This window comes from Roseibium sp., assembly GCF_965232425.1.
Taxonomy (GTDB): domain Bacteria; phylum Pseudomonadota; class Alphaproteobacteria; order Rhizobiales; family Stappiaceae; genus Roseibium.
The window spans coordinates 2,575,446-2,599,293 of sequence record NZ_OZ246971.1 but is presented as its reverse complement, the minus strand read 5'-3'; the positions used below and the strand labels follow the sequence as shown (position 1 = coordinate 2,599,293).

22 protein-coding genes are annotated in these 23,848 nt (G+C 62.2%); 16 read left to right on the top strand and 6 right to left on the bottom strand.

What is annotated here, in order from left to right:
- From ACO08A_RS11880 to ACO08A_RS11865, 4 genes are all read right to left on the bottom strand, one after another.
- On the bottom strand, positions 1 to 1,089 hold the full coding sequence (locus ACO08A_RS11880) for an ABC transporter ATP-binding protein (RefSeq protein ID WP_422041262.1): 1,089 nt from the start codon (positions 1,087 to 1,089) through the stop codon (positions 1 to 3).
- Positions 1,090 to 1,095: 6 nt separating this feature from the next.
- The gene (locus ACO08A_RS11875) at positions 1,096 to 1,962 is read right to left on the bottom strand and encodes a carbohydrate ABC transporter permease (protein ID WP_422041261.1); all 867 of its coding nucleotides are present in this window, start codon (positions 1,960 to 1,962) and stop codon (positions 1,096 to 1,098) included.
- Between the two features lie 3 nt (positions 1,963 to 1,965).
- The gene (locus ACO08A_RS11870) at positions 1,966 to 2,862 is read right to left on the bottom strand and encodes a sugar ABC transporter permease (protein ID WP_319384663.1); all 897 of its coding nucleotides are present in this window, start codon (positions 2,860 to 2,862) and stop codon (positions 1,966 to 1,968) included.
- Between the two features lie 101 nt (positions 2,863 to 2,963).
- Positions 2,964 to 4,271, bottom strand: a complete 1,308-nt coding sequence (locus ACO08A_RS11865; protein WP_422041260.1) for an extracellular solute-binding protein — start codon at positions 4,269 to 4,271, stop codon at positions 2,964 to 2,966.
- A gap of 115 nt (positions 4,272 to 4,386) precedes the next feature.
- Between ACO08A_RS11865 and ACO08A_RS11860 the strand changes: the two genes are divergently transcribed.
- From ACO08A_RS11860 to glnT, 9 genes are all read left to right on the top strand, one after another.
- Positions 4,387 to 5,223, top strand: coding sequence for an amidohydrolase family protein (locus ACO08A_RS11860; RefSeq protein ID WP_422041259.1), 837 nt, complete (start codon positions 4,387 to 4,389; stop codon positions 5,221 to 5,223).
- A 39-nt stretch (positions 5,224 to 5,262) separates the two neighbouring features.
- Entirely contained in the window at positions 5,263 to 6,072 is an 810-nt protein-coding gene (locus ACO08A_RS11855) for an IclR family transcriptional regulator (RefSeq protein ID WP_422041258.1), read from the top strand.
- A gap of 26 nt (positions 6,073 to 6,098) precedes the next feature.
- Positions 6,099 to 7,241, top strand: coding sequence for an extracellular solute-binding protein (locus ACO08A_RS11850; protein WP_422041257.1), 1,143 nt, complete (start codon positions 6,099 to 6,101; stop codon positions 7,239 to 7,241).
- Position 7,242: 1 nt separating this feature from the next.
- Positions 7,243 to 8,376, top strand: coding sequence for a CaiB/BaiF CoA transferase family protein (locus ACO08A_RS11845; RefSeq protein ID WP_422041256.1), 1,134 nt, complete (start codon positions 7,243 to 7,245; stop codon positions 8,374 to 8,376).
- Positions 8,377 to 8,500: 124 nt separating this feature from the next.
- On the top strand, positions 8,501 to 9,193 hold the full coding sequence (locus ACO08A_RS11840) for a helix-turn-helix domain-containing protein (protein WP_422041255.1): 693 nt from the start codon (positions 8,501 to 8,503) through the stop codon (positions 9,191 to 9,193).
- 128 nt (positions 9,194 to 9,321) lie between these two features.
- Positions 9,322 to 10,218, top strand: a complete 897-nt coding sequence (locus tag ACO08A_RS11835) for a class II glutamine amidotransferase (RefSeq protein ID WP_422041254.1) — start codon at positions 9,322 to 9,324, stop codon at positions 10,216 to 10,218.
- A gap of 2 nt (positions 10,219 to 10,220) precedes the next feature.
- Entirely contained in the window at positions 10,221 to 10,907 is a 687-nt protein-coding gene (locus ACO08A_RS11830) for a protein GlxC (RefSeq protein ID WP_422041253.1), read from the top strand.
- Positions 10,908 to 10,917: 10 nt separating this feature from the next.
- Positions 10,918 to 12,246 (top strand): FMN-binding glutamate synthase family protein, encoded by a 1,329-nt coding sequence (locus ACO08A_RS11825; RefSeq protein WP_422041252.1) that lies wholly within the window; start codon positions 10,918 to 10,920, stop codon positions 12,244 to 12,246.
- A 55-nt stretch (positions 12,247 to 12,301) separates the two neighbouring features.
- Entirely contained in the window at positions 12,302 to 13,609 is a 1,308-nt protein-coding gene (gene glnT, locus ACO08A_RS11820) for a type III glutamate--ammonia ligase (protein WP_422041251.1), read from the top strand.
- A gap of 32 nt (positions 13,610 to 13,641) precedes the next feature.
- On the opposite strand, the gene ACO08A_RS11815 is transcribed toward glnT, so the two are convergent.
- On the bottom strand, positions 13,642 to 14,631 hold the full coding sequence (locus tag ACO08A_RS11815) for a GlxA family transcriptional regulator (protein WP_422041250.1): 990 nt from the start codon (positions 14,629 to 14,631) through the stop codon (positions 13,642 to 13,644).
- A 114-nt stretch (positions 14,632 to 14,745) separates the two neighbouring features.
- Between ACO08A_RS11815 and ACO08A_RS11810 the strand changes: the two genes are divergently transcribed.
- The 7 genes from ACO08A_RS11810 (at position 14,746) to ACO08A_RS11780 (ending at position 22,282) form a co-directional block, all read left to right on the top strand.
- Positions 14,746 to 15,996 carry a sarcosine oxidase subunit beta family protein gene (locus ACO08A_RS11810; protein WP_422041249.1) on the top strand — a complete coding sequence of 417 codons (1,251 nt, stop codon included), beginning with the start codon at positions 14,746 to 14,748 and terminating at the stop codon, positions 15,994 to 15,996.
- 16 nt (positions 15,997 to 16,012) lie between these two features.
- Positions 16,013 to 16,468, top strand: coding sequence for a pyridoxamine 5'-phosphate oxidase family protein (locus ACO08A_RS11805; RefSeq protein ID WP_422041248.1), 456 nt, complete (start codon positions 16,013 to 16,015; stop codon positions 16,466 to 16,468).
- Positions 16,465 to 16,752 carry a sarcosine oxidase subunit delta gene (locus ACO08A_RS11800; RefSeq protein ID WP_422041247.1) on the top strand — a complete coding sequence of 96 codons (288 nt, stop codon included), beginning with the start codon at positions 16,465 to 16,467 and terminating at the stop codon, positions 16,750 to 16,752. Before ACO08A_RS11805 ends, ACO08A_RS11800 begins: the two co-directional genes overlap by 4 nt.
- The gene (locus ACO08A_RS11795; protein WP_422041246.1) at positions 16,749 to 19,706 is read left to right on the top strand and encodes a sarcosine oxidase subunit alpha family protein; all 2,958 of its coding nucleotides are present in this window, start codon (positions 16,749 to 16,751) and stop codon (positions 19,704 to 19,706) included. Before ACO08A_RS11800 ends, ACO08A_RS11795 begins: the two co-directional genes overlap by 4 nt.
- On the top strand, positions 19,699 to 20,283 hold the full coding sequence (locus ACO08A_RS11790; RefSeq protein WP_422041245.1) for a sarcosine oxidase subunit gamma: 585 nt from the start codon (positions 19,699 to 19,701) through the stop codon (positions 20,281 to 20,283). The genes ACO08A_RS11795 and ACO08A_RS11790 overlap by 8 nt, the downstream gene beginning before the upstream one ends.
- 239 nt (positions 20,284 to 20,522) lie before the next feature.
- Positions 20,523 to 21,509, top strand: coding sequence for a D-erythronate dehydrogenase (denD, locus tag ACO08A_RS11785; RefSeq protein WP_422041244.1), 987 nt, complete (start codon positions 20,523 to 20,525; stop codon positions 21,507 to 21,509).
- Positions 21,506 to 22,282 (top strand): SDR family oxidoreductase, encoded by a 777-nt coding sequence (locus ACO08A_RS11780; protein ID WP_422041243.1) that lies wholly within the window; start codon positions 21,506 to 21,508, stop codon positions 22,280 to 22,282. The genes denD and ACO08A_RS11780 overlap by 4 nt, the downstream gene beginning before the upstream one ends.
- Before the next feature lie 48 nt (positions 22,283 to 22,330).
- Here ACO08A_RS11780 and ACO08A_RS11775 read toward each other — a convergent pair whose 3' ends face one another.
- The gene (locus tag ACO08A_RS11775) at positions 22,331 to 23,839 is read right to left on the bottom strand and encodes an aldehyde dehydrogenase (NADP(+)) (protein WP_422041242.1); all 1,509 of its coding nucleotides are present in this window, start codon (positions 23,837 to 23,839) and stop codon (positions 22,331 to 22,333) included.
- Positions 23,840 to 23,848 lie beyond the last annotated feature (9 nt).

Below are 23,848 nucleotides of genomic sequence, written 5' to 3'. Positions count from 1 at the left end.
TTACCTCAGCGACTGCTGACTGTTCGCGTCAAACAGGTGACAGCGGGTCAGGTCCAGTTGAAAGCGCAGCTCTTCACCATCTGCCACCGGGCGCGGATTGAGCATCTTCGCCTGAACCTCCTTCCCGGCAAGTGATCCGAACAGCAGCGTTTCCGTGCCGAGCGGCTCGGACAGATCCACCTTCATGTCGAACTCGGTGAAGCCGCCTTCCATCGGCATTGCGTGCCCGCTCGGCATCAGATTGTCCGAACGGAACCCGAGAATCACTTCCTGGCCGTTCGAGACCTTGCCTGCGAAAGGGTCAGGCACGGCAATCTGCGGGCCGCCTTCGATGGCGATCCCACCGTCCCTGATCACCCCGCCGAGGAGGTTCATCGGCGGAGACCCGATAAACGTTGCGACAAAGGTGTTCGCCGGTGTCTCGAACACCTGAAGAGGCGTTCCGACCTGTTCGATATGGCCATCGCGCATGATCACGATCCGGTCGGCCAGCGTCATCGCTTCCACCTGGTCATGCGTGACATAGACGATCGTCGATTTGACCTTCTGGTGCAGCTTCTTGATTTCGGTGCGCATCTGCGTGCGCAGCTTCGCGTCGAGGTTCGACAGGGGTTCGTCGAACAGGAACACGTCCGGATGCCGCACGATGGCGCGTCCCATCGCCACCCGTTGACGCTGGCCGCCGGAAAGCGCACCCGGTTTCCGGTCCATGTAGTCCGACAGGCTCAGGATCTGCGCCGCCGCATCGACGGCCCGGTCGATTTCCTCTTGCGGCCGCTTCGCGATCTTGAGCGAGAAGCCGAGGTTTTCGCGCACGGTCATGTGCGGATAAAGGGCGTAGTTCTGAAACACCATCGAGATGTTGCGGTTGCGCGGCGGCAGATCGTTCACCACCCGCTCGCCGATGGAGATCTCGCCGTCCGAGATGGCTTCCAGACCGGCGATCATCCGCAGCGTCGTCGACTTGCCGCATCCCGACGGCCCGACCAGAACGACGAACTCGTTGTCGTCGATGTCCAGGTCAATGCCGTGAACGACCTGCAACGCGCCGTATTTCTTGACAACCTTCCGCAGGTTAACTTTCGCCATTCTGTCTTATCCTTTGACGCCGCCGAAGGTCAGGCCGGCAATAAGGTGTTTCTGGACCAGGAAGGTGAGGATCAGCGCCGGTATGATCATCAGCACCGCGAGCGCGCACATCCCTCCCCAGTTGATGGTGAACTCGCTGGTGAAATCCCGGAGGCCCACCGGCATGGTCTTGGAAAAGGTCGACCGGGTCAGCTGGCTGGCCAGCGCATATTCGTTCCAGCTGGTGAGGAAGGCGAATATGCCCGCCGATGCGACACCTGCGCGGGCCACCGGAAACTCCACTTTCCAGAACGCCTGCCAGCGCGTGCACCCGTCGATTTCCGCCGCTTCGGCAAGTTCGACCGGCACCTGGCGGAAGAAACCGTCGATCAGCCAGATGGTGAACGGCACGTTCAGGGCCACGTAGACCAGGATCAGTCCCATATGCGTGTCGATCAGCCCCGTCTTCGCCATGACGATGAAAAGCGGCAGGGACAGGGAGACACCCGGCACTGCACGCGTAAGCATCAGGCCGATGAAGATGGATGCCTTGCCCTTGAACCGGTAGCGGGCAAAGGCATACCCGCCGGCCATGCCGACAAGGATCGCGATCAGTGTCGAGGTCACCGAAATGATCAGGGAGTTGGTGAAATACTGCAGCACCGGCACACCGCCCTCGCCGACCGCACCGAACATGGCGCGGTAATTGTCTAGGTTGAGGTCGCCGGGCACCCAGACGGGTGGCTTGGCCATGATCTCGACGGTCGGACGGAAGGAATTGAGCACCACCCACAAGCCCGGGACGCAGATGATGGCCATCGCGATGAACAGCGTCACGAAATGCAGCACCCTCAGAAGGCGGGCCCGGATCCGGTATTGAAGATTTTCATTCATGTCTCAGCCCGCCATGCCAAGTTCGCTCCGCGCGGCATTCAGCTTGCGGAAGAAGTAGATGGTGAAGAAGATCGCGAGGAAAATGGAGATGTAACCCATGGCATTGGCGTAACCCATCTTGGCATCGACATAGCCGGTCCTGCCGATCAGGGTCCACAACAGCTCGGTCCTGCGCGCAGGTCCGCCATTCGTCATGATCTGCACGATATCGTAGGCGCGTGCGACATCGAGCGACCGGATCGCCAGCGCGATGTAGATGAACGGCATGATGTAGGGCAGCGTTATGTGCCGGAAGCTCTGCCAGGGTGTGCAGCCGTCGACCTTCGCGGCCTCGATCGGATCCCGCGGCACCGCGAACAGGCCCGCCAGGATCAGGATCGCGAAGACCGACGTCGACGACCACATTTCGGCAACCAGGATCGAGAAGAAGGCAAGTTGCCCATCCACCAGCCAGGGGATCGCGACATTGGAAAGCCCGAGCGATTGCAGGGCGTTGTTCACGAGGCCGACATTGTCGTTGAAGATGAACTTGAACTGGAATCCGACAAGGATCGGCGAGAACATCATCGGGAACATCATGATCGTGCGCAGCGTGCGCTGTCCGTAGGTGACCTTGTTGACGAGCAATGCCAGACCGAGACCCATCAGCATTTCAAGGTTGAGGGCAATGGTCAGAAGCAGAATGGTCCTTCCGAAGGCAGCCCAGAAATGCGCGCTCTCGATCGCCTTTTCGTAGTTGTAGGTGCCGATCCACTTGTACAGCGTCTCCGGACGCGTCAGCCGATAGGGCGTGAAACTGGAGTAAAGCGACAGCAGCAGCGGGATCAGAACGACTGCCGAAAGGATGATGATCGCGGGCAGCAGCAGAACGAACCAGGGCGGTGGCCGGAAGCGTGACATTGCTTGCGTCCTCGAAAACAGGGAATTTCAGTGGAACCTGGATGCCGGGCCGGACCCGGATACGACCGGGGGACGGATCCCCCGGCCGATTGGCAGCGCCGTCAGTAGACGCCGTTTTCCTGCATCATCTCATCCACGGCTTCCGATGCGTCGCTTAGTGCGTCGTCGATCGACTTGTCGCCAAGGATGGCGGCCTGCAGCTCGGGATAGATGAGGTTGGTCGCTTCGATCCAGTAAGGCGTCTGTGGCGCCGGGAAGGCATGCGAAGCGGCCGCCTGGAAGGCCTTCAGCACCTCGGTCCGGTAGGCGTCGCCCTCAGCCGAGGACACAACGTGGTCCCAGACGGCGGTCCGCGTCGGCAGGGGGCCTGCGGAGCTTTCCAGCTTCTGGCTGTCCTCATTGGTCAGCCAGGCAACCAGGGACGCCGCGGCTTCCTTGTTGTCACAGGATTCCGTGACCGAAAAGCCATGGTGACCGGACCAGCCGGTGCGCACACCGGCGGTGCCCGCAGGCTGAACCTTGACGCCGACATCTCCGGCCGCCTTGGAGGAGTCCTCGCCGTTGAAGAAACCGGCCCAGCCCGGCCAGTCCAGGTTCAGCGCGATCGTTCCGGACGCAAAGCCCTGACCGAGGTCATCCCAGAGATAGGAGGTCGTGCCTGGAGGAACGGCACCGGCCTCGTAGAGGTCGACGAACCACTTGAGCGCACGCTTGCCGGCGTCCGAATTGAAGGCAGGTGACCAGTCGTCGTTGAACAGCTGCCCGCCTTCGGCAATGACCAGCTCGTAGAAACGGCCGACGATCGCCTCGTCCTTGCCGGCATATTGCGTGCCGTAGAAATTCGGCGCGTCGGTGAAGAAGATTGCCTGTTCCTTGTACTCGTCCCAGGTGTCGGGCGGAGCGAGATCCCGGCCGGTTTTCGCCTTGTAGGCGGCCTTGTTGTCCTCATCCTCGTAGATTGACTTCAGGTAATAGAGCGCCGAAACGTCGAACTGCGCGCGCGGCAGCATCACCAGGGCGTCGCCGATCTTGGAGGCGGCGATGTTGGACGGAACGTATTCCCCGATGAAGTCGGCTGTCAGGTAGGGCGTCAGATCCGTGTAGAGGCTCGGGTACTGGGACGCGAACGAGGAGTGATTGGAGCCGACGCACCAGCCGAGCGTTCCGGCGGCCAGGTCGGACTTGAATTCCTTGTCGAGTTCAAAGTGGTTTTTCTTTGAAATGACGTCGACTTTCGCACCGGTCTTTTCTTCCCACTCGCCGATGCGCGCGTAGAGCGCCTCGTATTGCTGGCCGCCGATCAGCTTGGCCTGCAGCGTCACGCCGTCGAATTCACCGGCAGCAGCATTGCCGGCGACGGCCACCAGCGCGGTCGCGCACAGCAGCGATTTAAGTCCGTGATTACCCATCTGTTCCTCCCGTTGATCGGCGAAGGTCAGCCCTGCACTTCGCGTCAATAATTCATATATAAACTTGACTTTTATATTTAGTCAACGATTATCTGGAAACGGGAGGACCCTCAACATGCTGCTCGATACACACCTGCATCTCATTTACCGGGACCGGCTGGACTATCCCTGGCTGAGCGACGTCGAAGCGCTGAATCAGGACAGCCGGTTCGGCGCTTACACACGCAACGCCGGCCGCCTCGGGATCGAGGGGTGTCTGCACATGGAAGTCGACGTTGCCGAACAACTGATTGAAGACGAAACCCGGATGATCGAGGAGTTGATGGCTGAGCCGGACAGCCTGTTGCGCGGCGCCATTTCCTCCTGCCGCCCTGAGAGTGCCGGCTTTCCGGCCTTTCTGGAACGCGCGGCAAGCAATCCCAACGTCAAGGGTCTGCGGCGCGTGCTTCATGTCGTTCCGGACGAAACGAGCACGACGGCAACCTTCCGCGACAACATCAAGAGCATGGCGGGAACGGGACTGACATTCGATCTGTGCGTGTTCCCGCGCCAGCATGGCCTCGCCCTGGAGCTGGTCGACCATTGCCCCGACGTCCAATTTGTCCTCGATCACTGCGGCGTGCCCGACGTCGCCGCCCAGTCTTTCGACCCCTGGCGGGCAGGCATCAAGGCCCTGGCCGAGAGGCCGAACGTGGCCGCCAAGATCTCCGGCGTGATTGCCTATGGCGATCCGGACACGTGGACCCTTGAGGACATAAGGCCCTATGTCGATGAAACCGTCGAAGCCTTCGGCACCGACCGGATTGTCTGGGGATCCGACAGCCCGGTCTGCAACCTCGGAGGCGGTCTCGCTATCTGGGTGGCTGCCACGCACAATCTGACCGCAGGCTGGTCCGAAGATGAAAGAAATGCGCTTTACCGCATCAACGCTTGCAGGCTGTGGCAGCTCTGAGGCACACAGGGCCTTTGAACGAGAAACGAGGGATGCCCCGTGCCTGAGAAAGTCAAGGACAGAAACGAAAACGGCGACGCCGACGCGAACCTGAAATACAGCGCGCCCGCTCTGTCGAAGGGGCTCGATATTCTTGAACTTCTGGCCGAGCAGTCGCAGGGCCTGAAAAAGGCGGAAATCGCACAGGCGCTCAACCGCTCGATAAGCGAGATCTACCGCATGCTGGCCGTCCTCCAGAGCCGCGGCTACGTGATGCTGGACACCGCAAGCGAGCGCTACTCCCTGACCATGCGCATGTTCGAGCTGTCCCATCGCTTTCCGCCGACGAAGCGCCTGACGGCCGTGGCCGGTGAAATCATGGAAGAAACGGCGATCCGGCTGAACCAGTCCGTTCACCTGGCGATCCTCAACGGCAGCGAAATTCTTGTCATCGCGCAGGTCGATCCGCCGGGAAACAACATCACCTCGGTGCGTCTCGGCGCGCGTGTCCCGATGGTGTTCACGTCATCGGGCGCTTGCCTGAGCTATCAGATGACGCGCGAAAAGCGGGCGCAGATGTGTTCAAAAAACCCCAATTTCACACAAGAAGCGCTGGACGTCTTTGAAGACACGGTGCGGCAGGCCGCCGAGACGGGCGTCTGCCAGAGCCCGTCGGCGATCATTCAGGGGGTCCACAACGTCTCCGTTCCGATCATCGGATTTGGCGGAGAGGTCGCCGCCTCGCTGACGGTGCCTTTTGTCCGGCGCCTCATCAAGTCCAGTGATCCCGACATCGACGAGTGCAAGAAAGTGCTGATCGATGCGGGCAACGAGATATCGAAAAAGATCGGCGCAGGCGCGGCCGGTTAGGTTCGGGAAAACAGGAAAGACAAGGCATGACCGGCGCGATCGCCCTCAAAGGAATGACATGGTCGGACCCGCGCGGCTACGACCCGCTGATCGCGGCAACTGCCGAATTCGAAGCGGCGAACCCCGGTGTGACGATCACCTGGGACAAAAGATCGCTGCAGGGATTTGAAAGCACGCCTGTCGATGAACTGGCCGCCAAATACGATCTCATGATCATCGACCATCCCCATGTTGGGGCCGCGGCGCGCGACGGCTGCCTGCTGGCGCTCGATGCGAGCATTCCGGAAGAGGACCTCACCGCGATTGCCAATGAAACCGTCGGCAAGAGCTATGCGAGCTACACGATCGACGGCCATCAATGGGCCCTGCCCGTCGATGCTGCCACACAGGTGCAGGCGCACCGGCCCGATCTCGGCGAACGGGCTCTAACCTGGGCGGATGTGAAAGAGGCGGCGCTGCAGGGTGCCGTCATCCTTCCCATGCGTCCGCCGCACTGCCTGATGTGCATCTATACGCTCGCTGCAAATATCGGCCATCCATGCGGATCGGACCGGGAGCGCCTGTTACCGGGCGACGTTGCAAGAACCGTGTTTTCACAGCTCAAGGCCGTGACCGATCACATCGATCCGGACTGCTTCAAGATGGACCCGATCGCCGCGATGGACCGGCTGGCTGAAGACAGCACTCTGCGGCTGGCGCCGCTCACCTACCTTTACAAGGGCTATGCCAACCGGGGGTACCGCGCGCATCGCCTCGCCTTTACCGATATTCCGGTACTCGGATCCTTTGGTCCGGTCGGCTCCGCGCTCGGTGGAACCGGTCTGGCCGTTTCCAGCCGGACCCGGCAGCCGGAACTCTGCAGCCGGTTCGTCGCCTGGGTCGCCGGCGCAGACTGCCAGTCGGGCATTTATGCGCGGGCGAACGGCCAGCCCGGCAATGCGGTTGCCTGGGGAAGCGCCGAGGTGAACGAGCCCGTGCTCAACGCCTACTGGAACACCAGGCTGACACACGAGGCCGCCTGGCTGAGACCGCGGCATGACGGCTACATGGCCTTTCAGCAGGAAGGCTCGGAGATCGTCAACGCGGCGCTGACCGGCGAAACCGGTGTCGATGAGGCCATCGCGGCGCTTGACGCCGCCTTCGCCGCAAGCTTCCGGGAGGGCGCCTGACATGAGCGACGCCCCTTTGAAGGGCCTGAAGATCGTCGATTTCAGCCAGTTCCTTGCCGGTCCATATGCAACCCTCCGCCTTGCCGACCTCGGGGCGGACGTGATCAAGATCGAGCGCCGCGGCAAGGGAGACCTGTCCCGCTATCTCTATGTGTCCGATGTCCTGATCGACGGGGAGAGCACCATTTTCCACGCCATCAACCGGGGCAAACGCTCCCTCGCGCTCGATCTCAAGTCGGAAGCGGACCGGCAGAAGGTCTGGGAACTGATCGACGAGGCCGATGTCGTCGTGCAGAACTTCCGGCCCGGGGTCATCGAGCGGCTCGGGTTCGGCCCAAAGGACGTCAGGGAGCGCAATCCACGCGTCGTTTATGGCTCGGTTTCCGGCTATGGCAGCGATAATGACTGGTCCACCCTGCCCGGCCAGGATCTGCTGGCGCAGGCGCGCAGCGGTGTCATGTGGCTGACGGGGGCGGAACAGCACGGCCCGGTTGCCATCGGTCTGCCAGTCGCCGACGTGCTGGCTGGCGCGGCCCTGGCGCAGGGGATCCTGGCGCTGCTGGTCCGGCGCGGCATCACCGGCGAAGGCGGCGTTGTCGAAACGAGCCTGATCGAAGCCATCACCGATCTGCAATTCGAATTGCTGTCGACATTTCTGAACGACGGGCGGCAGACGCCGACCCGTCCGCGCAACAACCCCGCCCATGCCTATCTCGCAGCTCCCTATGGCGTCTATCAGACGGCCGACGGCCATATGGCAATCGCCATGAATGACCTTCAGGCTCTCTTCCGATGCCTTGGGATCTCCGCGTCTCTTGAGGGTCTGGACCCGTTCGAGGACCGTGATGTGATCGCGCGGCTGCTTGCCGATCAGGTCGCCACACAGCCGACACAGGCGTGGCTGGACAAGATGGACGACGCGGATCTCTGGGCAGCTCCCGTCATGGACTGGCACCAGCTGGTCAACTCCGGGATACTTCAGGAACTCGGCATGATCGGAGAAACACGGCGCGGAGACGAGAGCTTCAATACCCTGCTGTCGCCCCTGCGCATTGATGGCAGCCGTCCAGCAGCACATGGGCCTGCGCCCTATCTGGGCGAAGAACCGCTTTCCTGGTCATCGCCAACCGACTGACGCAACAACCCGGCCTCCGGCAGGCTCGAGCAGGCCCTTGACAGGCGGCGTGCGGATAAAGGTATCTAGGGTACGGGACGAGGTTTCCTGCTGCTCATCCGCTCTCGGAAAGAACATTCTTGAAATGACGAAACACGCAAAATCCGGGAAGAAAGCGGCTGGCAAACCGGGCGCGGCATCAAAGGGAGCACAGGGGAGCCTGACGCAAAACCCGCATCAGGTGACCGAAAAGCGGGAAAAGAAGCTCGAACTCGCCATCGGACGGGAAGTGCGCGAACACCGCAAGCAGCTCGGCATTACGGTGGCGGACCTCGCCTCGGCGACCGGGCTTTCGCTCGGCATGCTGTCGAAACTCGAAAACGGCATGATATCGCCGTCCCTCTCCACGCTGCAGTCCGTTACCGGTGCCCTGGGAATCCCGATCACCGATCTCTTCAAACGCTACGAGGAACCGCGCAACGCCGTTTTCGTCAAGTCGGGAGAAGGCGTCGAAATCGAGCGCAGGGGAACCCGGGCGGGACACCAGTACAATCTGCTCGGGCACATCGAGAGCAACACCAGCGGCGTCATCGTCGAGCCCTATGTGATCAGCCTGACGGAGGAATCGGATGTCTTTCCGACCTTCCAGCACCTGGGCACGGAACTGATCTACATGCTTCAGGGCAAGGTCATCTACCGGCATGGAGACCTGACCTACGAAATGGAAGCGGGTGACAGTCTCTTCTTCGACGCCGATGCACCGCACGGACCCGAAGTCCTTGTCGACCTGCCGATCCGCTACCTGTCCGTCATTTCCTATCCGCAAAAGACCACTTGAACGAGCCCATGCCAGCGTGAGCCTCAGACGCGAATATTCCTTTTAGGAAAAATTTATTCTTCATAGTTGAACCGCTGACATTGGCCTGATAACGTCCGTCCGAATTCGAAACGGAGGTTTTGCACGCAATGTGCGGCATTGTTGGATTGTTTCTGAAAGACAAGGCCCTTGAGCCGGAACTCGGGCGGCTGTTGTCGGAGATGCTCGTCACGATGACGGGACGCGGACCTGACAGCGCCGGCATCGCCATCTACACACAAGGTGTCGATGACCGGGGCAAGATCACCATTCAGTCGCAGATCCCGGAAACCGATTTCAAGACACTTGAGGCGGACCTGTCCGGAGCATTGGGAACGGGCGTCGGCGTCGAGGTCAAATCCACCCATGCGGTCATCACGCTTCCTGAAGACCGAGTGCCTGAAGCGCGCGCTGCCGTGAAACGCCTGAGGCCCGATGTCACCGTCATGAGCGCCGGTTCGACTGTCGAGATCTTCAAGGAAGTCGGTTTGCCGAAGGACGTGGCAGATCGTTTCGATATTGCCGGCATGTCTGGAAGCCACGGCATCGGCCACACCCGGATGGCCACGGAATCGGCCGTGACAACGAACGGCGCGCACCCGTTCTCCACCGGCCCGGACCAGTGCCTGGTGCATAACGGATCGCTCTCCAATCACAACAATCTGCGCCGCGAGCTCATCCGGGCCGGGCAGACGTTCGAGACCGAAAATGACAGCGAGGTCGCGGCTGCCTACCTGTCGCACAAGCTTCAAAAAGGCAGTTCGCTCGGTGAAGCGCTGGAAAGCGGGCTCAGCGATCTGGACGGATTCTACACCTTCGTCGTCGGCACGCGGTCCGGTTTCGGTGTCGTGCGCGACCCGATTGCCTGCAAGCCCGCCGTCATGGCGGAGACAGACCAGTACGTTGCCTTCGGCTCCGAATACTGTGCGCTTGCCGACCTGCCGGGCATCGAGACAGCCAGGATCTGGGAACCCGAACCGGCAACCGTCTATTTCTGGGAGCATTGACCGTGCGCACATTCGATCTGTCGGCCCAGCCGCTTCGCGAGCTCAACCAGGCCCTTCACACCATAGATGACGGCAGCAACGACACCGCGTTTGAAGTCCTGAACCCGCGCGGCAGTCACGCCGTTGCAGTCGGTATCGATGCGTCGGTCAGTGTCGATGTGCGCGGGAGCGTCGGGTACTACTGTGCGGGCATGAATGCCGAAGCCACCGTGACCGTGCATGGCAATGCCGGCCCGGGTGTTGCCGAGAACATGATGTCCGGAACGGTGATCGTCAAAGGCGACGCCAGCCAGTATGCGGGCGCCACCGGGCATGGCGGTCTCCTCGTCGTCGAAGGCAACGCATCCTCGCGTTGCGGGATCTCCATGAAAGGCATCGATATCGTCGTGAAGGGCAGTATCGGCCACATGTCCGCATTCATGGCGCAGGCGGGCAACCTTGTCGTCCTGGGCGATGCCGGCGACGCGCTTGGCGACTCACTCTACGAAGCGTCACTGTTCGTGCGCGGCTCCGTCAAGAGCCTGGGTGCAGACTGCATCGCCAAGGAGATGCGGCCCGAACACATCGAGCGCCTGAGCGGCCTGCTCGAAAAGGCGGGCATCAGCGATGTGCAGCCGGAGGAATTCACGCGCTACGGCTCCGCCCGCCAGCTCTACAATTTCGACATCGACAATGCGGACGCATACTGAGGGGCCAGCCATGTCAACCAACAAGCCGATCACGACCCCGCGCCCGTCCGCGACCTTTGACGACTACACGCTTTCCGAAATCCGCCGCGCCGCCGCGACCGGGATCTACGACATCCGTGGCGGCGGCGCGAAGCGCAAGGTTCCGCATTTCGACGACCTGCTTTTTCTCGGCGCGTCCATGTCGCGCTATCCGCTGGAAGGCTACCGCGAGACCTGCAACACCAATGTGGTGCTCGGGTCGCGCTTCGCGAAGAAGCCGATCGAACTCAAGATCCCGATCACGATCGCGGGCATGAGCTTCGGCTCCCTGTCCGGCCCCGCGAAGGAGGCCCTTGGACGCGGCGCAACACTGGCCGGCACGTCCACGACCACAGGTGACGGCGGCATGACCGAGGAAGAGCGCGGCCATTCCGAACTGCTCGTCTACCAGTATCTGCCGTCCAGATACGGCATGAACCCGCGCGATCTCAGGCGCGCCGATGCGATCGAGGTCGTTGTCGGCCAGGGCGCGAAACCCGGTGGCGGCGGCATGCTTCTGGGCCAGAAGATTTCCGACCGTGTCGCGGAAATGCGCACCCTGCCCCAGGGGATCGACCAGCGGTCGGCCTGCCGGCATCCGGACTGGACCGGTCCGGACGATCTGGAGATCAAGATCCACGAACTGCGCGAAATCACCGACTGGCAAAAGCCGATCTACGTCAAGATCGGCGGCGCACGGCCTTACTACGATACGGCCCTTGCGGTGAAGGCCGGGGCGGATGTCGTCGTTCTCGACGGCATGCAGGGCGGCACCGCGGCCACCCAGGAAGTCTTCATCGAGCATGTCGGCCAGCCGACGCTCGCCTGTATCCGTCCGGCCGTGCAGGCGCTTCAGGACCTCGGCATGCACCGGGAAGTCCAACTCGTCATCTCCGGCGGTATCCGCAACGGCGCGGACGTGGCCAAGGCGCTGGCGCTCGGCGCGGACGCGGTCTCCATCGGATCGGCCGCGCTGGTGGCCATCGGTGATAACGACCCGCGCTGGGAGGAGGACTACCGGAAACTCGGCACAACGGCCGGGGCCTATGACGACTGGCACGAAGGCCAGGACCCCGCAGGCATTTCCACTCAGGACCCGGACTTGATGAAGCGGGTCGATCCGGTTGCCGCGGGACGGCGTCTTGCCAATTATCTGAAGGTGATGACCCTGGAGACCCAGACAATCGCGCGCGCCTGCGGCAAGAACCACGTCCACAACCTGGAGCCGGAAGACCTGTGCGCCCTGACGATCGAATCGGCGGCAATGGCGGGCGTGCCGCTGGCCGGCACCGACTGGATCCCGGGCAAGAAGACATTTTAGATCAACGAAAGACCATAAGAAAATACACCTTTCCAATCGGGAACGAGGAGTATCCATGAGCATCGATCTATCTCAGTTTGCGAAGGAGAATGGGGTCAAGTACTTCATGATCTCCTTCACCGACCTCTTCGGCTACCAGCGTGCCAAGCTGGTTCCCGCTGCCGCCATTGCCGACATGCAGGCGGAAGGCGCCGGCTTCGCGGGATTTGCGACCTGGCTGGACATGACGCCGGCGAATTCGGATCTGTTCGCGATCCCCGATGCATCCTCGGTCATCCAGCTCCCCTGGAAGAAGGACGTCGCCTGGGTCGCGGCGGATTGCGTCATGGACGATGCGGAGGTCGAGCAGGCTCCGCGCAACACGCTCAAGCGGCTGGTCGCAAGGGCCGGGACGCAGGGCTTCAGGGTCAAGACCGGTGTCGAGGCCGAGTATTTCCTGATCCTGCCCGACGGATCGGAGATTTCCGATCCGCTGGATACGGCGGAAAAGCCCTGTTACGACCAGCAGGCCGTCATGCGCAGATACGATGTCATCTCGGAAATCTGCGATTACATGCTGGAACTCGGATGGGGCCCCTACCAGAACGACCACGAGGATGCCAACGGCCAGTTCGAGATGAACTGGGAATTCGACGACGCCCTGAAAACGGCCGACAAGCATTCCTTCTTCAAGTTCATGGTGAAATCAGTTGCCGAAAAACACGGGCTCCGGGCAACCTTCATGCCCAAGCCGTTCAAGCATCTGACCGGAAACGGCTGCCACTGCCACGTCTCGGTCTGGAACGAGGCCGGCACGGCGAACGCCTTTGCCGATGACGCCATGGAGCTTGGCCTGTCCGCCGAGGGTCTGCATTTTCTCGGCGGCATCATGGCACACGCGGAAAGCCTCGCCGCGATCACCAATCCGGTGGTGAATTCCTACAAGCGGATCAACGCGCCGCGCACCACGTCGGGCGCCACCTGGGCGCCGAACACGATCACATGGACAGGCAACAACCGCACCCACATGGTTCGCGTACCCGGCCCCGGCCGGTTTGAACTGCGCCTGCCGGACGGAGCGGCAAATCCCTACCTGCTTCAGGCTGTCGTCATCGCCGCCGGTCTCAACGGGCTGGAGAACAAGTCCGACCCTGGCCAGCGCCACGACATCGACATGTATGCCGAAGGACACCTGGTCAAGGATGCGCCGCGCCTGCCGCTCAACCTGCTCGACGCGCTGCGCGCCTATGACGGCGACGCGGTCCTGAAGGCCGCAATGGGCGAGAACTTCTCGGCTGCCTATCTCAAGCTGAAGCAGAACGAGTGGAATTCCTATGCTTCGCATCTGACCGAGTGGGAGCGGCAGAACACGCTGGATATCTGAGTGAAAGCTGGCGATCACTTCGCCGGCGTCGCTCAGTTCAACGGGATCACTTCGCTGATGAATTCTCCGGCCGCCTGCTTGCGGCGGTCGCGCGGCGCCATGCCGAAATGGTCCCGGAACACCTTGCCGAAATGGCTCTGGTTGGAAAAGCCGGTGGCGAGCGCCACTTCCATGAAGGTCAGCCTGGTCTTGCGGATGAGTTCGTCTGCTTTCTTCAGGCGCAGTCTCATGTAGACCTGCATCATCGGACAACCGAATTGCTGATCGAACCGGCGTTGCAACTGGCGCGGCCCGCTGCCGCTGAGCATGGCGATCTGTTCGAGAGACAACGGATCCGCAAGGTGGGTTTCCATAAGCTCGACGGCAGCATCGACACTGGCATGAAACGCATGCCTGCTGTCCGCGAATTCCAGGCGCTGCGGATCTTCCGCGCTTCGAATGCCGGTGTGGATGAACCAGTCGCTGACTGACTTTGCAAGCTCTGCACCGTGATCGGACCGGATGATGGCGTGCATCATGTCGAGCGGCGCAACCCCGCCGGCACAGGTGTACCGGTCCCGGTCGATCACGAACAGCCTGCGTTCCATCAGGAAACGGTCGTTCCCGGCCTGCAACGCCTCGAAATACTCCCAGTGAACCGTGAAACGCCGGTTCTCCATCACGCCGGCCTTTGCAAGATAGACGGCACCGCCGGAGATCCCGCCCAGCGGCACCCCGCGCACGCTCAAGGCCCGTAGGTGAGAAAAGAGTGCGCTTCCGGGCTTTGCCAGCGGGTCGCCACCGGCAACCACGAACAGAATATCGAGGTCACCGGTCGCACTTGACAGCGGCTCGGTCTCGAAGGCGCCGCCACAGGAGGACGCGATCCACCCGCCGTCCTGCGAGAACAGGCGCGTACGGTAAAGGTTCCTGCCGCTCAGGAGGTTGGCGGCCCGCAACGGCTCGATAGCGGATGTTGCCGGCATGAGCGCATATCCGCCGACCAGGACAAACCCGATAGCTTTCTCATTCCGGCTCATCATCGTCTTTCCTACGAAGCATTTGCTCGCGTCATTATTTGCATAGAATATGACATATTTTGGAGATTTTTGTTTTTGTATTCCGGCACACTTCGCTGAAATGAAAGCGAGGAAGCGGTGTCCTATTCAGGTTTCAGGGTCATTCGGGAAGCGCTGACGGGTCACAAGGGCTGGAAACCCGCCTGGCGCGACCCTGACCCGCAATCAGGCTATGACATTGTCATCGTGGGCGGCGGCGGGCACGGCCTTGCGACGGCGCATTATCTTGCCAAGGTCTACGGAAAGACCCGCATTGCCGTCCTGGAAAAGGGCTGGATCGGCGGCGGCAATGTCGGCCGGAACACCACCATTATCCGCGCCAATTACCTGCTTCCGGGCAATGAGCGCTTCTACAAGCTCTCGCTGGATCTCTGGGAAGGTCTGGAACAGGACCTCAACTACAATGCCATGGTCAGCCAGCGCGGCATCATGAACCTGTTTCACACCGACGGGCAGCGCGACGCCTACCGCCGGCGCGGCAACGCGATGATCCTGCACGGCACCGATGCGGAACTGCTGGACGCTGACGCGGTCCGGCGTGAAGCGCCGTTCCTGGACTTCGACAATGCCCGGTTCCCGATCAAGGGCGCTCTCATGCACCGCGGCGGCGGCACGGTCCGGCATGATGCCGTGGCCTGGGGCTACGCCCGCTCCGCGGACCGGCATGGGATCGACATCATTCAGAATTGCGAAGTGACCGGCTTCCGGATCGAGGACGGCAGGGTAACCGGCCTCGACACAACGCGCGGGTTCATCAAAGCACGAAAGGTCGGCGTTGCGGTCGCGGGCTCTTCCGGCCGGGTGATGTCACAGGCCGGCCTGCGTCTTCCGATCGAAAGCCACGTACTGCAGGCCTTCGTCTCGGAGGGTTTGAAACCGTTGCTACCGGGTGTCATCACGTTCGGTGCGGGGCACTTCTATGTCAGCCAGTCGGACAAGGGCGGCCTGGTCTTCGGCGGTGACATCGACGGCTACAATTCCTATGCCCAGCGCGGCAATCTTCCCGTTGTCGAGGATGTCTGCGAGGGCGGCATGGCGATCATGCCGATGATCGGGCGGGTGCGCCTGTTGCGCCAGTGGGGCGGCATCATGGACATGTCCATGGACGGCTCTCCGATCATCGACCGCACATCGGTTGAAGGTCTCTATTTCAATGGCGGCTGGTGCTACGGCGGCTTCAAGGCGACACCGGCCTCCGGCTTCACTTTCGCGCATCTTCTGGCAACGGACCAGCCGCATGAATGCGCAACAGCGTTCCGTTTCGACCGTTTCGAAAAGGGTCTGATGATCGACGAAAAAGGGGTCGGCGCCCAGCCGAACCTCCATTGAGGGAAGGAACCCTGCCATGATCACGGAATCGGCGCGTAACTTGATCGAAACATGGCGCCTTGGATTTGTCGCCACCGCCGACGCCGAAGGCAAGGTGAACCTGTCACCGAAGGGGACGTTCATCGTCGTTGATCATGCGACGGTTGCCTTTGCCGAAATGCGGTCTCCGAACACGGTGCGGAACATCCGGGCCCGTCCCGAGGTGGAAATCAATTTCGTCGATATCCTGTCGCGCAAAGGCATTCGGCTGCGCGGGAAGGCCCGCCTTGAAAGCAAGGGCTCGGCAACCTTTGACCGCTTGCTGCCGGACTTCTCGGCGCTCTGGCCGGATCTGACCGGCATGGTCAATGCGGTTGTCCTGATCGAGGTAACCGCCTGCAAGCCGCTCCTGTCACCGATTTACGAACAAGGGGCCTCTGAAGCCGAGCTCAGAACCCTGTGGAAGCAGAAAATTCAGGACATGCCCGCATGATCATTCCCCATCCGCTTCTGGGTCCGAGAGATGCAGAGGAATTCGTCTATCTCGGCGACGCCTCCCTTCTGGACCGTCCGGACTGGCAGGCCGAAAACGCGGACGCTGCCTTTTTCACCTACCAGTATCTGCGCGACAATCCGGCCGGAGGCCATCGTGAACTCTGGTTCCATGAACAGGGCGACCGCTCCTGGCTTGTCGTCACGCGGGACACCACGACACATGAGATCCTGGATGTCGCGTTTGCCAGCGACCTCGCCTTGGAAAAGGCGGTCAGCCGATGAGCCAGATCAACCGTCTTCAGAACGGCCAGCTCGACCGGACTACGGCAATTTCCTTTCGCTTCGACGACAGGACTTATACCGGCTTCAAGGGCGACACGCTTGCTTCGGCGCTTCTGGCGAACAACATCAAGCTCGTCGGCAGAAGCTTCAAGTATCACCGCCCGCGCGGGATCCTGGCCAGCGGTTCGGAGGAACCGAACGCGCTTGTGGAACTGCGTGACGGCGCGCGGCGGGAACCAAACACGCGCGCAACCACCGCAGAGCTCTTCGACGGACTTGTCGCGAAAAGCCAGAACAGGTGGCCTTCGCTCGCCTTCGACATGATGGGCATCAACGACCTGTTCTCCAACTTTCTGACCGCCGGCTTCTACTACAAGACCTTCATGTGGCCGAAGGCATTCTGGGAAAAGCTCTATGAACCGGCCATCCGCCGCGCCGCCGGACTTGGCGCGGCGAGCGGCGAAGGGGATCCGGATATCTACGACAAGGGTGCCCTGCATTGCGACATCCTGATTGCAGGCGCAGGACCGGCAGGCCTTGCAGCGGCGCTCACGGCGGGCCGCTCGGGTGCGCGGGTGATCCTCGCCGATGAGGACTTCGAATTTGGCGGACGGCTGAATGCGGAAACCTACGAAATCGACGGGCAGCCTGGTTCCGAGTGGCTGAAATCGGCACTGGACGAACTGCAGAGCCTGAAGAATGTCCGCCTGATGAAACGGACAACGGTATTCGGTGCCTTTGATCACGGCATACATGGCGCTTTGGAAAGGGTCAGCGATCACCTGGCCGATCCGGACGCTGCCCTGCCGCGCCAGATCCTCTGGCGGATCTACGCAAGGCAGATGATCTTGTGCGCGGGCGCCACCGAACGGCCGATCGCCTTTGAAAACAACGACAGGCCCGGCATCATGCTGGCCGGCGCCATCCGGGCCTATGCCAACCGCTGGGCCGTTGCGGCCGACATGCAGACCGCGATCTTCACGAATAATGACGACGGCCACCGGACGGCGCTGGACCTGATCACAAAAGGACTGGACGTGAAAGCCGTCATCGATGTCCGGCCGGACGCATCCAAATTCGGTGACTACGAGTTGCTCGCCGGAGCAAAGGTGATCGACGCCGCCGGGCGGCGGGCCTTGTCGGGTGTCACCGTCCGCCTCGGCGACGGGACCATCCGGACGCTCGCCTGCGGAGCCCTGGGTGTTTCAGGCGGCTGGAACCCGGCTGTCTCCCTGACCTCGCACAAACGCGGCCGTCCGGTCTGGAACCCGGACATTTCCGCATTCGTGCCGCCGGAATCCCTGCCGGTCGGACTGCAGGTCGCAGGTGCTGCCAACGGCGCGTTCACGACAGCAGATGCCTTTCGCGAAGGCGCGGACGCCTCCGGCAATGCGCTGCGGAACCTCGGCATGACCGCTGCTGCGTTTGACGTTCCCGCATGTGACGACAGTCCGGTATCCGTCTCCCCCTTCTGGCACACGGGTGAGGGCAAGGGGCGCGCCTGGATCGATTTCCAGAACGACGTCACGGTCAAGGATATCCGCCTGTCGCATCAGGAAGGTTTCCGGTCGGTGGAGCATCTGAAGCGCTACACAACGCTCGGCATGGCAACCGATCAGGGCAAGACGGCCAACGTCGCCGGCCTCGCCCTCATGGCGGAACTGACCGGCAGGACCATCGAGGAGACCGGTACGACGATCTACCGGCCGCCCTATACGCCCGTCGCGATCGGCGCGTTGGCAGGCCGGTCCAGGGGCAAGCACTTCCGGCCGGTGCGCACCACACCAAGTCACGACTGGGCCACCGAACAGGGCGCCGTCTTCACCGAAGCAGGCCTTTGGCTGCGCGCACAGTGGTTCCCCCGCGAAGGCGAGACACACTGGCGCGACAGCGTTGACAGGGAGGTGCTGGCGGTCCGCAGGTCCGTCGGCGTCTGCGATGTAACGACCCTCGGCAAGGTGGATGTGCAGGGCCGCGACGCGGCAACGTTCCTGAACAGGGTCTATTGCAACGGGTTCGCCAAGCTGCCCGTCGGCAAGGTGCGATACGGGCTGATGTTGCGCGAGGACGGTCTCGCGATGGACGACGGCACCGCGGCGCGCCTTGCCGAAGATCATTTCGTCGTCACCACGACGACGGCCAACGCGGTTGGCGTCTATCGCCACATGGAATTTGTTCGCCAGTGCCTGTGCCCGCAGCTGGATGTCCAGCTGATTTCAACCACCGAGGCCTGGGCCCAATATGCCGTGGCCGGCCCGCATTCACGCAACCTGCTTGCCAAGATCGTCGACCCGGAATTCGATGTTTCCAACGAGGCCTTTCCGTTCATGGCCTGCGCGGATCTCACGGTCTGCGGCGGTACCAGGGCACGCCTGTTCCGGATCTCCTTTTCCGGTGAGCTGGCCTATGAAATTGCCGTTCCCGCCCGCTATGGCGACAGCCTCATGCGGGTCCTGATGGCGGCCGGCGAGGAGTTCGATGTCACGCCCTATGGCACGGAGGCCCTCGGCGTCCTGCGCATCGAAAAGGGCCACGCAACGGCCAATGAACTGAACGGCCAGACCTCGGCTGCCCATCTCGGACTGGGCCGAATGGTGTCCCGCAAGAAGGACAGCATCGGCACCGTGTTGTCCGGACGCGATGGGCTTTCCGATGAAAACGGCCTGCGGCTCGTCGGCCTGATCGCATCTGAGAAAGACACATCCATCCCGGCAGGCGGGCATCTGTTCAACGACGGCGCCGAGCACGATCCCGCGAGCGATCAGGGCTGGGTGACCTCGGCCTGTTATTCCCCGCACATGGAAAAGCCGATCGCGCTGGCATTCCTGGAACGGGGCGACACGCGCCACGGGGAGAAGATCATCGTTGCCAACCCGATAGAAGGCATGACGATCCGCGCGCAGGTCGTCAGCCCCCATTTCATCGATCCGGAAGGAGAACGTCTGCGTGCCTGACTACAAACTGACTCAATCCGTACCGACCTCGAAAACGAGTGAGAGCAGTTTCACCCTCAAGGATTTCAAACTGGACGTCGAGCCCGGCCTCGCCCTTGCCTCCGTTGCCGCGAGAACCGGCAAGGAAGACGCGGCAGCGGCGCGCCTTGCGGATATCCTCGGAACAGATCTGCCGCCACCCGGCGCATTTCGGCAAGGCGCAGAGCACACCGCCTTCTGGATCGGCAGGGACCAGTGGATGATTGCCGCTGACCACAAAACCCGAGAGCATCTTGCCACCGAACTGAAATCGGTTCTTCAGGACACCGCGTCGGTCACCGAGCAGAATGACGGCTGGATATGCCTGGATGTGACCGGACCGGACCTTCCCGGCGTCTTCGAACGCCTGACGCACGCGGACACCGCGGCGCTCACCAAGGGTGCCGCCCTCAGGACCGTTATTGAGCACATCGGTTGTTTCATTCTCTGTCTGGAGACGGACAGACACTATCGCCTGTTCGCCGGGCGCTCCTATGGCGGATCTCTCTTCCACGTCCTGCGCGAAGGCCTCCGCTCCACCGTTGCCCTGCGGGCCTGAGTGCCAACCGGGCCTGTCTAGTGCACCGAGGTCGGAAGGCGTAAACGGCTGGGAAGACGGATCGCGTCCGCGCGGTCCTGATCGCCTTCCAGAAACCGGCTGGCACAGAAAGTTGGAATTGCCGGCGGCAACTTGGTAAAAGCGGACAGCTTTTTCACGAAGCGGATTTCCCGGACAGGCAAATGACGTGTTTTGCAGCGGCAGCTTCGCACGACACCACTGGAGGAGCACTGAGGAAGATGCGTGTACTTGTGACCGGCGCAGCCGGCATGGTGGGACAAAAACTTGTTGCAAGACTCGCCGAAAGTCCGGCTTTGTTCGGGACCGAGGTTGAAAGTCTGACGCTTGCCGATGTCATTGAACCACCGGTGCCGGCACCACTTCAGGCTATCTCGACCACCCGGACGGTGGACCTTGCCAGGCAGGAAGACGCGGTGTCGCTTATTGCCGGCAGACCGGATCTCGTCTTCCACCTGGCCGCAATCGTGTCGGGCGAAGCGGAAGTCGAGTTCGACAAGGGCTACGCCATCAACATGGACGGAACGCGCTATCTTTTCGAAGCCATTCGCAGCGAAGCCGCCCGGGAACCCTATTGCCCGCGTTTCGTGTTCGCGTCCTCGATCGCCGTCTTCGGCGAGCCGTTTCCCGACAGGATTGGCGATGACTTCTTCACGACGCCCTTGACCAGCTACGGCACACAAAAGGCAATCTGCGAACTGCTCCTGGCCGACTATTCCCGCAAGGGCTTTCTTGACGGCATCGGCATTCGTTTGCCAACGATCTGCATCAGGCCCGGCAAGCCGAACAAGGCTGCCTCGGGCTTCTTTTCCAACATCCTGCGCGAGCCCCTCGTCGGCGAGGAAGCCTTTCTGCCCGTTGAAGAAGACGTCCGCCACTGGTTTGCCAGTCCGCGCGCCGCTGTCGGCTTTTGCGCGCATGCAGCCTGTCTCGACACGTCGCAGCTGGGGCCGCGGCGCAACCTGACCATGCCGGGCCTGTCGGCCCTTGTCGGCGAACAGATCGAGGCCCTGCGCCGCGTTGCCGGTGCGAAAGCCGCGAACCTCATCCGCCGGGAACCGGATCCGGACATCCGGAGAATCGTCTCCGGCTGGCCAAGGAACTTTGATGCGCAGCGCGCACTGGCACTTGGCTTCGAAGCGGAAGCGAGTTTCGACGACATCATCAAGATCCATATCGAAGACGAACTGGAGGGCGTAACCCCATGACCGAGACTTCAACGAGCATTGCCGACAGGACCGCCCTCGTGACCGGCGGCGGCACAGGTGTCGGCAAGGCGGTCGCCAAGGGTCTCAGCGCGGCGGGCTGGCATGTGGTCATTACGGGCCGGCGCGATCAGGTTCTCGCTTCTGCGGCGGAAGACCTAGAGCGCGAGACGGGAAACAAGGTGTCCTGGATGACATGCGACGTCGGCGACCCCGGATCGGTCAGTGCACTTTTTGAAAAGCTGCGCGCCGAATTCGGACGGCTGGACCTTCTCGTCAACAATGCCGGCATCGGCAATTCCCCCGTTCCGCTGGAGGAGATCAGCTTCGAGGAATGGAGCAACGTGGTCGCAGCGAACCTGACGGGTGCGTTCCTGTGCACGCAGCAGGCTTTCAAGCTCATGAAGGCGCAGGAGCCCGGCGGCGGGCGCATCATCAACAACGGCTCGATTTCCGCGACGACGCCCCGGCCGAATTCGGCGCCCTACACGTCAACCAAACATGCCATCACCGGTCTGACCAAATCCACATCGCTCGACGGGCGTGCGTTCAACATCGCCTGCGGCCAGATCGACATCGGCAACGCGGCCAGCGACATGACGGCAAAGATGAGCGGGGGCGTCCCCCAGGCAAACGGCGAACTGGCGCCGGAACCGACCATGGATCCGGCCCATGTCGCCGACGCCGTGGTCTATATGGCCAGCCTGCCGCTCGACGCCAATGTGCTCACTCTGACCGTGATGGCGACGAACATGCCCTTCGTGGGACGCGGTTAGAGCATCTCCGAAAAAGCGCCGCCGGCAGAGCGCCGGCGGCAATTGAAATCAGCTCCTGGCCGCGTCAGGCAACAGGTCTGCGGGCAGGTTCTGATAGCAGACCGGCCGCAGCCAGCGGCGGATTGCCATGGTACCGACGGACGTCGCGCCAAAGTTGGTCGAGGCAGGATAGGGGCCGCCGTGAACCATGGCTTCGGCGACTTCCACTCCGGTCGGGAAGCCATTGGCCAGGATCCGGCCCGCGCGGCGCTCCAGGATCGGCATCAGCGACTTCGCCAGGGGCGCATCGCTTTCGTCCATCTGCAGCGTCGCCGTTAGCTGCCCCTCGAAACTGCGCGCAACCGACCGCATTTCCGCATCGTCCCTGACAGTCACGATGACACCGGCGGGCCCGAAAACCTCTTCCTGAAGGTCGCGGTTTCCGACAAAGGTCTCGGCGCTGGCCCGGTAGACGGCCGGTGTTGCTCCCCGGTTGTCGCTGACCGAGCTGAGCAGCGTTTCGACACCGGCAACGGCGCCGATCCGGCTTTGCCCGTCGCGGCAGGCGCTTGCGATCCCGTCGGTCAGCATGGTTTGCGCGCCGACCGCCTTTAGCGCCGTGACGGCGCTCTCCGCGAAGCTGTCAGCCTGCTCACCGGCATGAACGACGACGACGCCGGGGTTGGTGCAGAACTGTCCGACGCCCATGGTGAGCGACCCTGCCCAGCCTTCACCGATCGCCTCTGCGCGCGCCGCCAGGGCGCCCGGCAGAAGGAAAACCGGGTTGACGCTGCCGAGTTCACCGAAAAAGGGAATCGGCTCCGGCCGCGCAGCACACAGATCGAACAGCGCGCGCCCGCCCCTCAGGGATCCGGTAAAGCCGACCGCCTTGATCAGCGGATGCTGCACGACGCCCTGACCGAGCGCGAGCGTGGTGCCCTGCAGGAAGCCGAATGTGCCCGCCGGAAGCCCGCAGGCTTTCACCGCGGCATCGATGGCCTGCGCAACCAGCTCACCCGTGCCGGGATGGGCCGGGTGGCCCTTGACGACGATCGGACAACCGGCGGCAAAGGCCGATGCCGTGTCGCCGCCTGCCGTGGAGAATGCCAGCGGAAAATTGGACGCACCGAAAACGGCAACCGGTCCGATCGGTCTCTGCACCAGAAAGAGTTCGGGACGCGGCAGCGGCTGACGATCCGGCAGCGCGCCGTCGTGGCGCCTGTCCAGGTAGTCCCCTTTCAGGATCGTCTCGGCAAACAGCCGCAATTGCCCGGTCGTGCGGCCGCGCTCTCCCTCGAGACGGGCGGCAGGCAATGCCGTTTCCTGACCGCCAATCTCGGTCAGCTCCGCGCCCCGCGCCTCGATTTCGTCCGCGATCTTGTTCAGGAAGGCAGCTCTTTCCTGATCGCTCGTGGTGCTGAAAACCTCGAAAGCCTCATCCGCAGCACGGCACGCCCGGTCGACGTCCTCAACCGACGCCTCTGAAAAACTGTTTGGCGTTCCGTCGGCCGGCTGCGACTGAAACGTCGCTTCGCCCGAGACCCATTCGCCGTTGATGAGATTCTTGCCCGTTAGCATGCCGCTTGT

Coding starts and splice junctions, on each gene's coding strand:
- ACO08A_RS11850 (WP_422041257.1), top strand. CDS start 6,099: ATGACCGGCGCGATCGCCCTCAAAGGAATGACATGGTCGGACCCGCGC.
- glnT (WP_422041251.1), top strand. CDS start 12,302: ATGAGCATCGATCTATCTCAGTTTGCGAAGGAGAATGGGGTCAAGTAC.
- denD (WP_422041244.1), top strand. CDS start 20,523: ATGCGTGTACTTGTGACCGGCGCAGCCGGCATGGTGGGACAAAAACTT.
- ACO08A_RS11845 (WP_422041256.1), top strand. CDS start 7,243: ATGAGCGACGCCCCTTTGAAGGGCCTGAAGATCGTCGATTTCAGCCAG.
- ACO08A_RS11870 (WP_319384663.1), bottom strand. CDS start 2,862: ATGTCACGCTTCCGGCCACCGCCCTGGTTCGTTCTGCTGCTGCCCGCG.
- ACO08A_RS11815 (WP_422041250.1), bottom strand. CDS start 14,631: ATGATGAGCCGGAATGAGAAAGCTATCGGGTTTGTCCTGGTCGGCGGA.
- ACO08A_RS11805 (WP_422041248.1), top strand. CDS start 16,013: ATGATCACGGAATCGGCGCGTAACTTGATCGAAACATGGCGCCTTGGA.
- ACO08A_RS11825 (WP_422041252.1), top strand. CDS start 10,918: ATGTCAACCAACAAGCCGATCACGACCCCGCGCCCGTCCGCGACCTTT.
- ACO08A_RS11795 (WP_422041246.1), top strand. CDS start 16,749: ATGAGCCAGATCAACCGTCTTCAGAACGGCCAGCTCGACCGGACTACG.
- ACO08A_RS11780 (WP_422041243.1), top strand. CDS start 21,506: ATGACCGAGACTTCAACGAGCATTGCCGACAGGACCGCCCTCGTGACC.
- ACO08A_RS11800 (WP_422041247.1), top strand. CDS start 16,465: ATGATCATTCCCCATCCGCTTCTGGGTCCGAGAGATGCAGAGGAATTC.
- ACO08A_RS11865 (WP_422041260.1), bottom strand. CDS start 4,271: ATGGGTAATCACGGACTTAAATCGCTGCTGTGCGCGACCGCGCTGGTG.
- ACO08A_RS11835 (WP_422041254.1), top strand. CDS start 9,322: ATGTGCGGCATTGTTGGATTGTTTCTGAAAGACAAGGCCCTTGAGCCG.
- ACO08A_RS11875 (WP_422041261.1), bottom strand. CDS start 1,962: ATGAATGAAAATCTTCAATACCGGATCCGGGCCCGCCTTCTGAGGGTG.
- ACO08A_RS11840 (WP_422041255.1), top strand. CDS start 8,501: ATGACGAAACACGCAAAATCCGGGAAGAAAGCGGCTGGCAAACCGGGC.
- ACO08A_RS11860 (WP_422041259.1), top strand. CDS start 4,387: ATGCTGCTCGATACACACCTGCATCTCATTTACCGGGACCGGCTGGAC.
- ACO08A_RS11775 (WP_422041242.1), bottom strand. CDS start 23,839: ATGCTAACGGGCAAGAATCTCATCAACGGCGAATGGGTCTCGGGCGAA.
- ACO08A_RS11880 (WP_422041262.1), bottom strand. CDS start 1,089: ATGGCGAAAGTTAACCTGCGGAAGGTTGTCAAGAAATACGGCGCGTTG.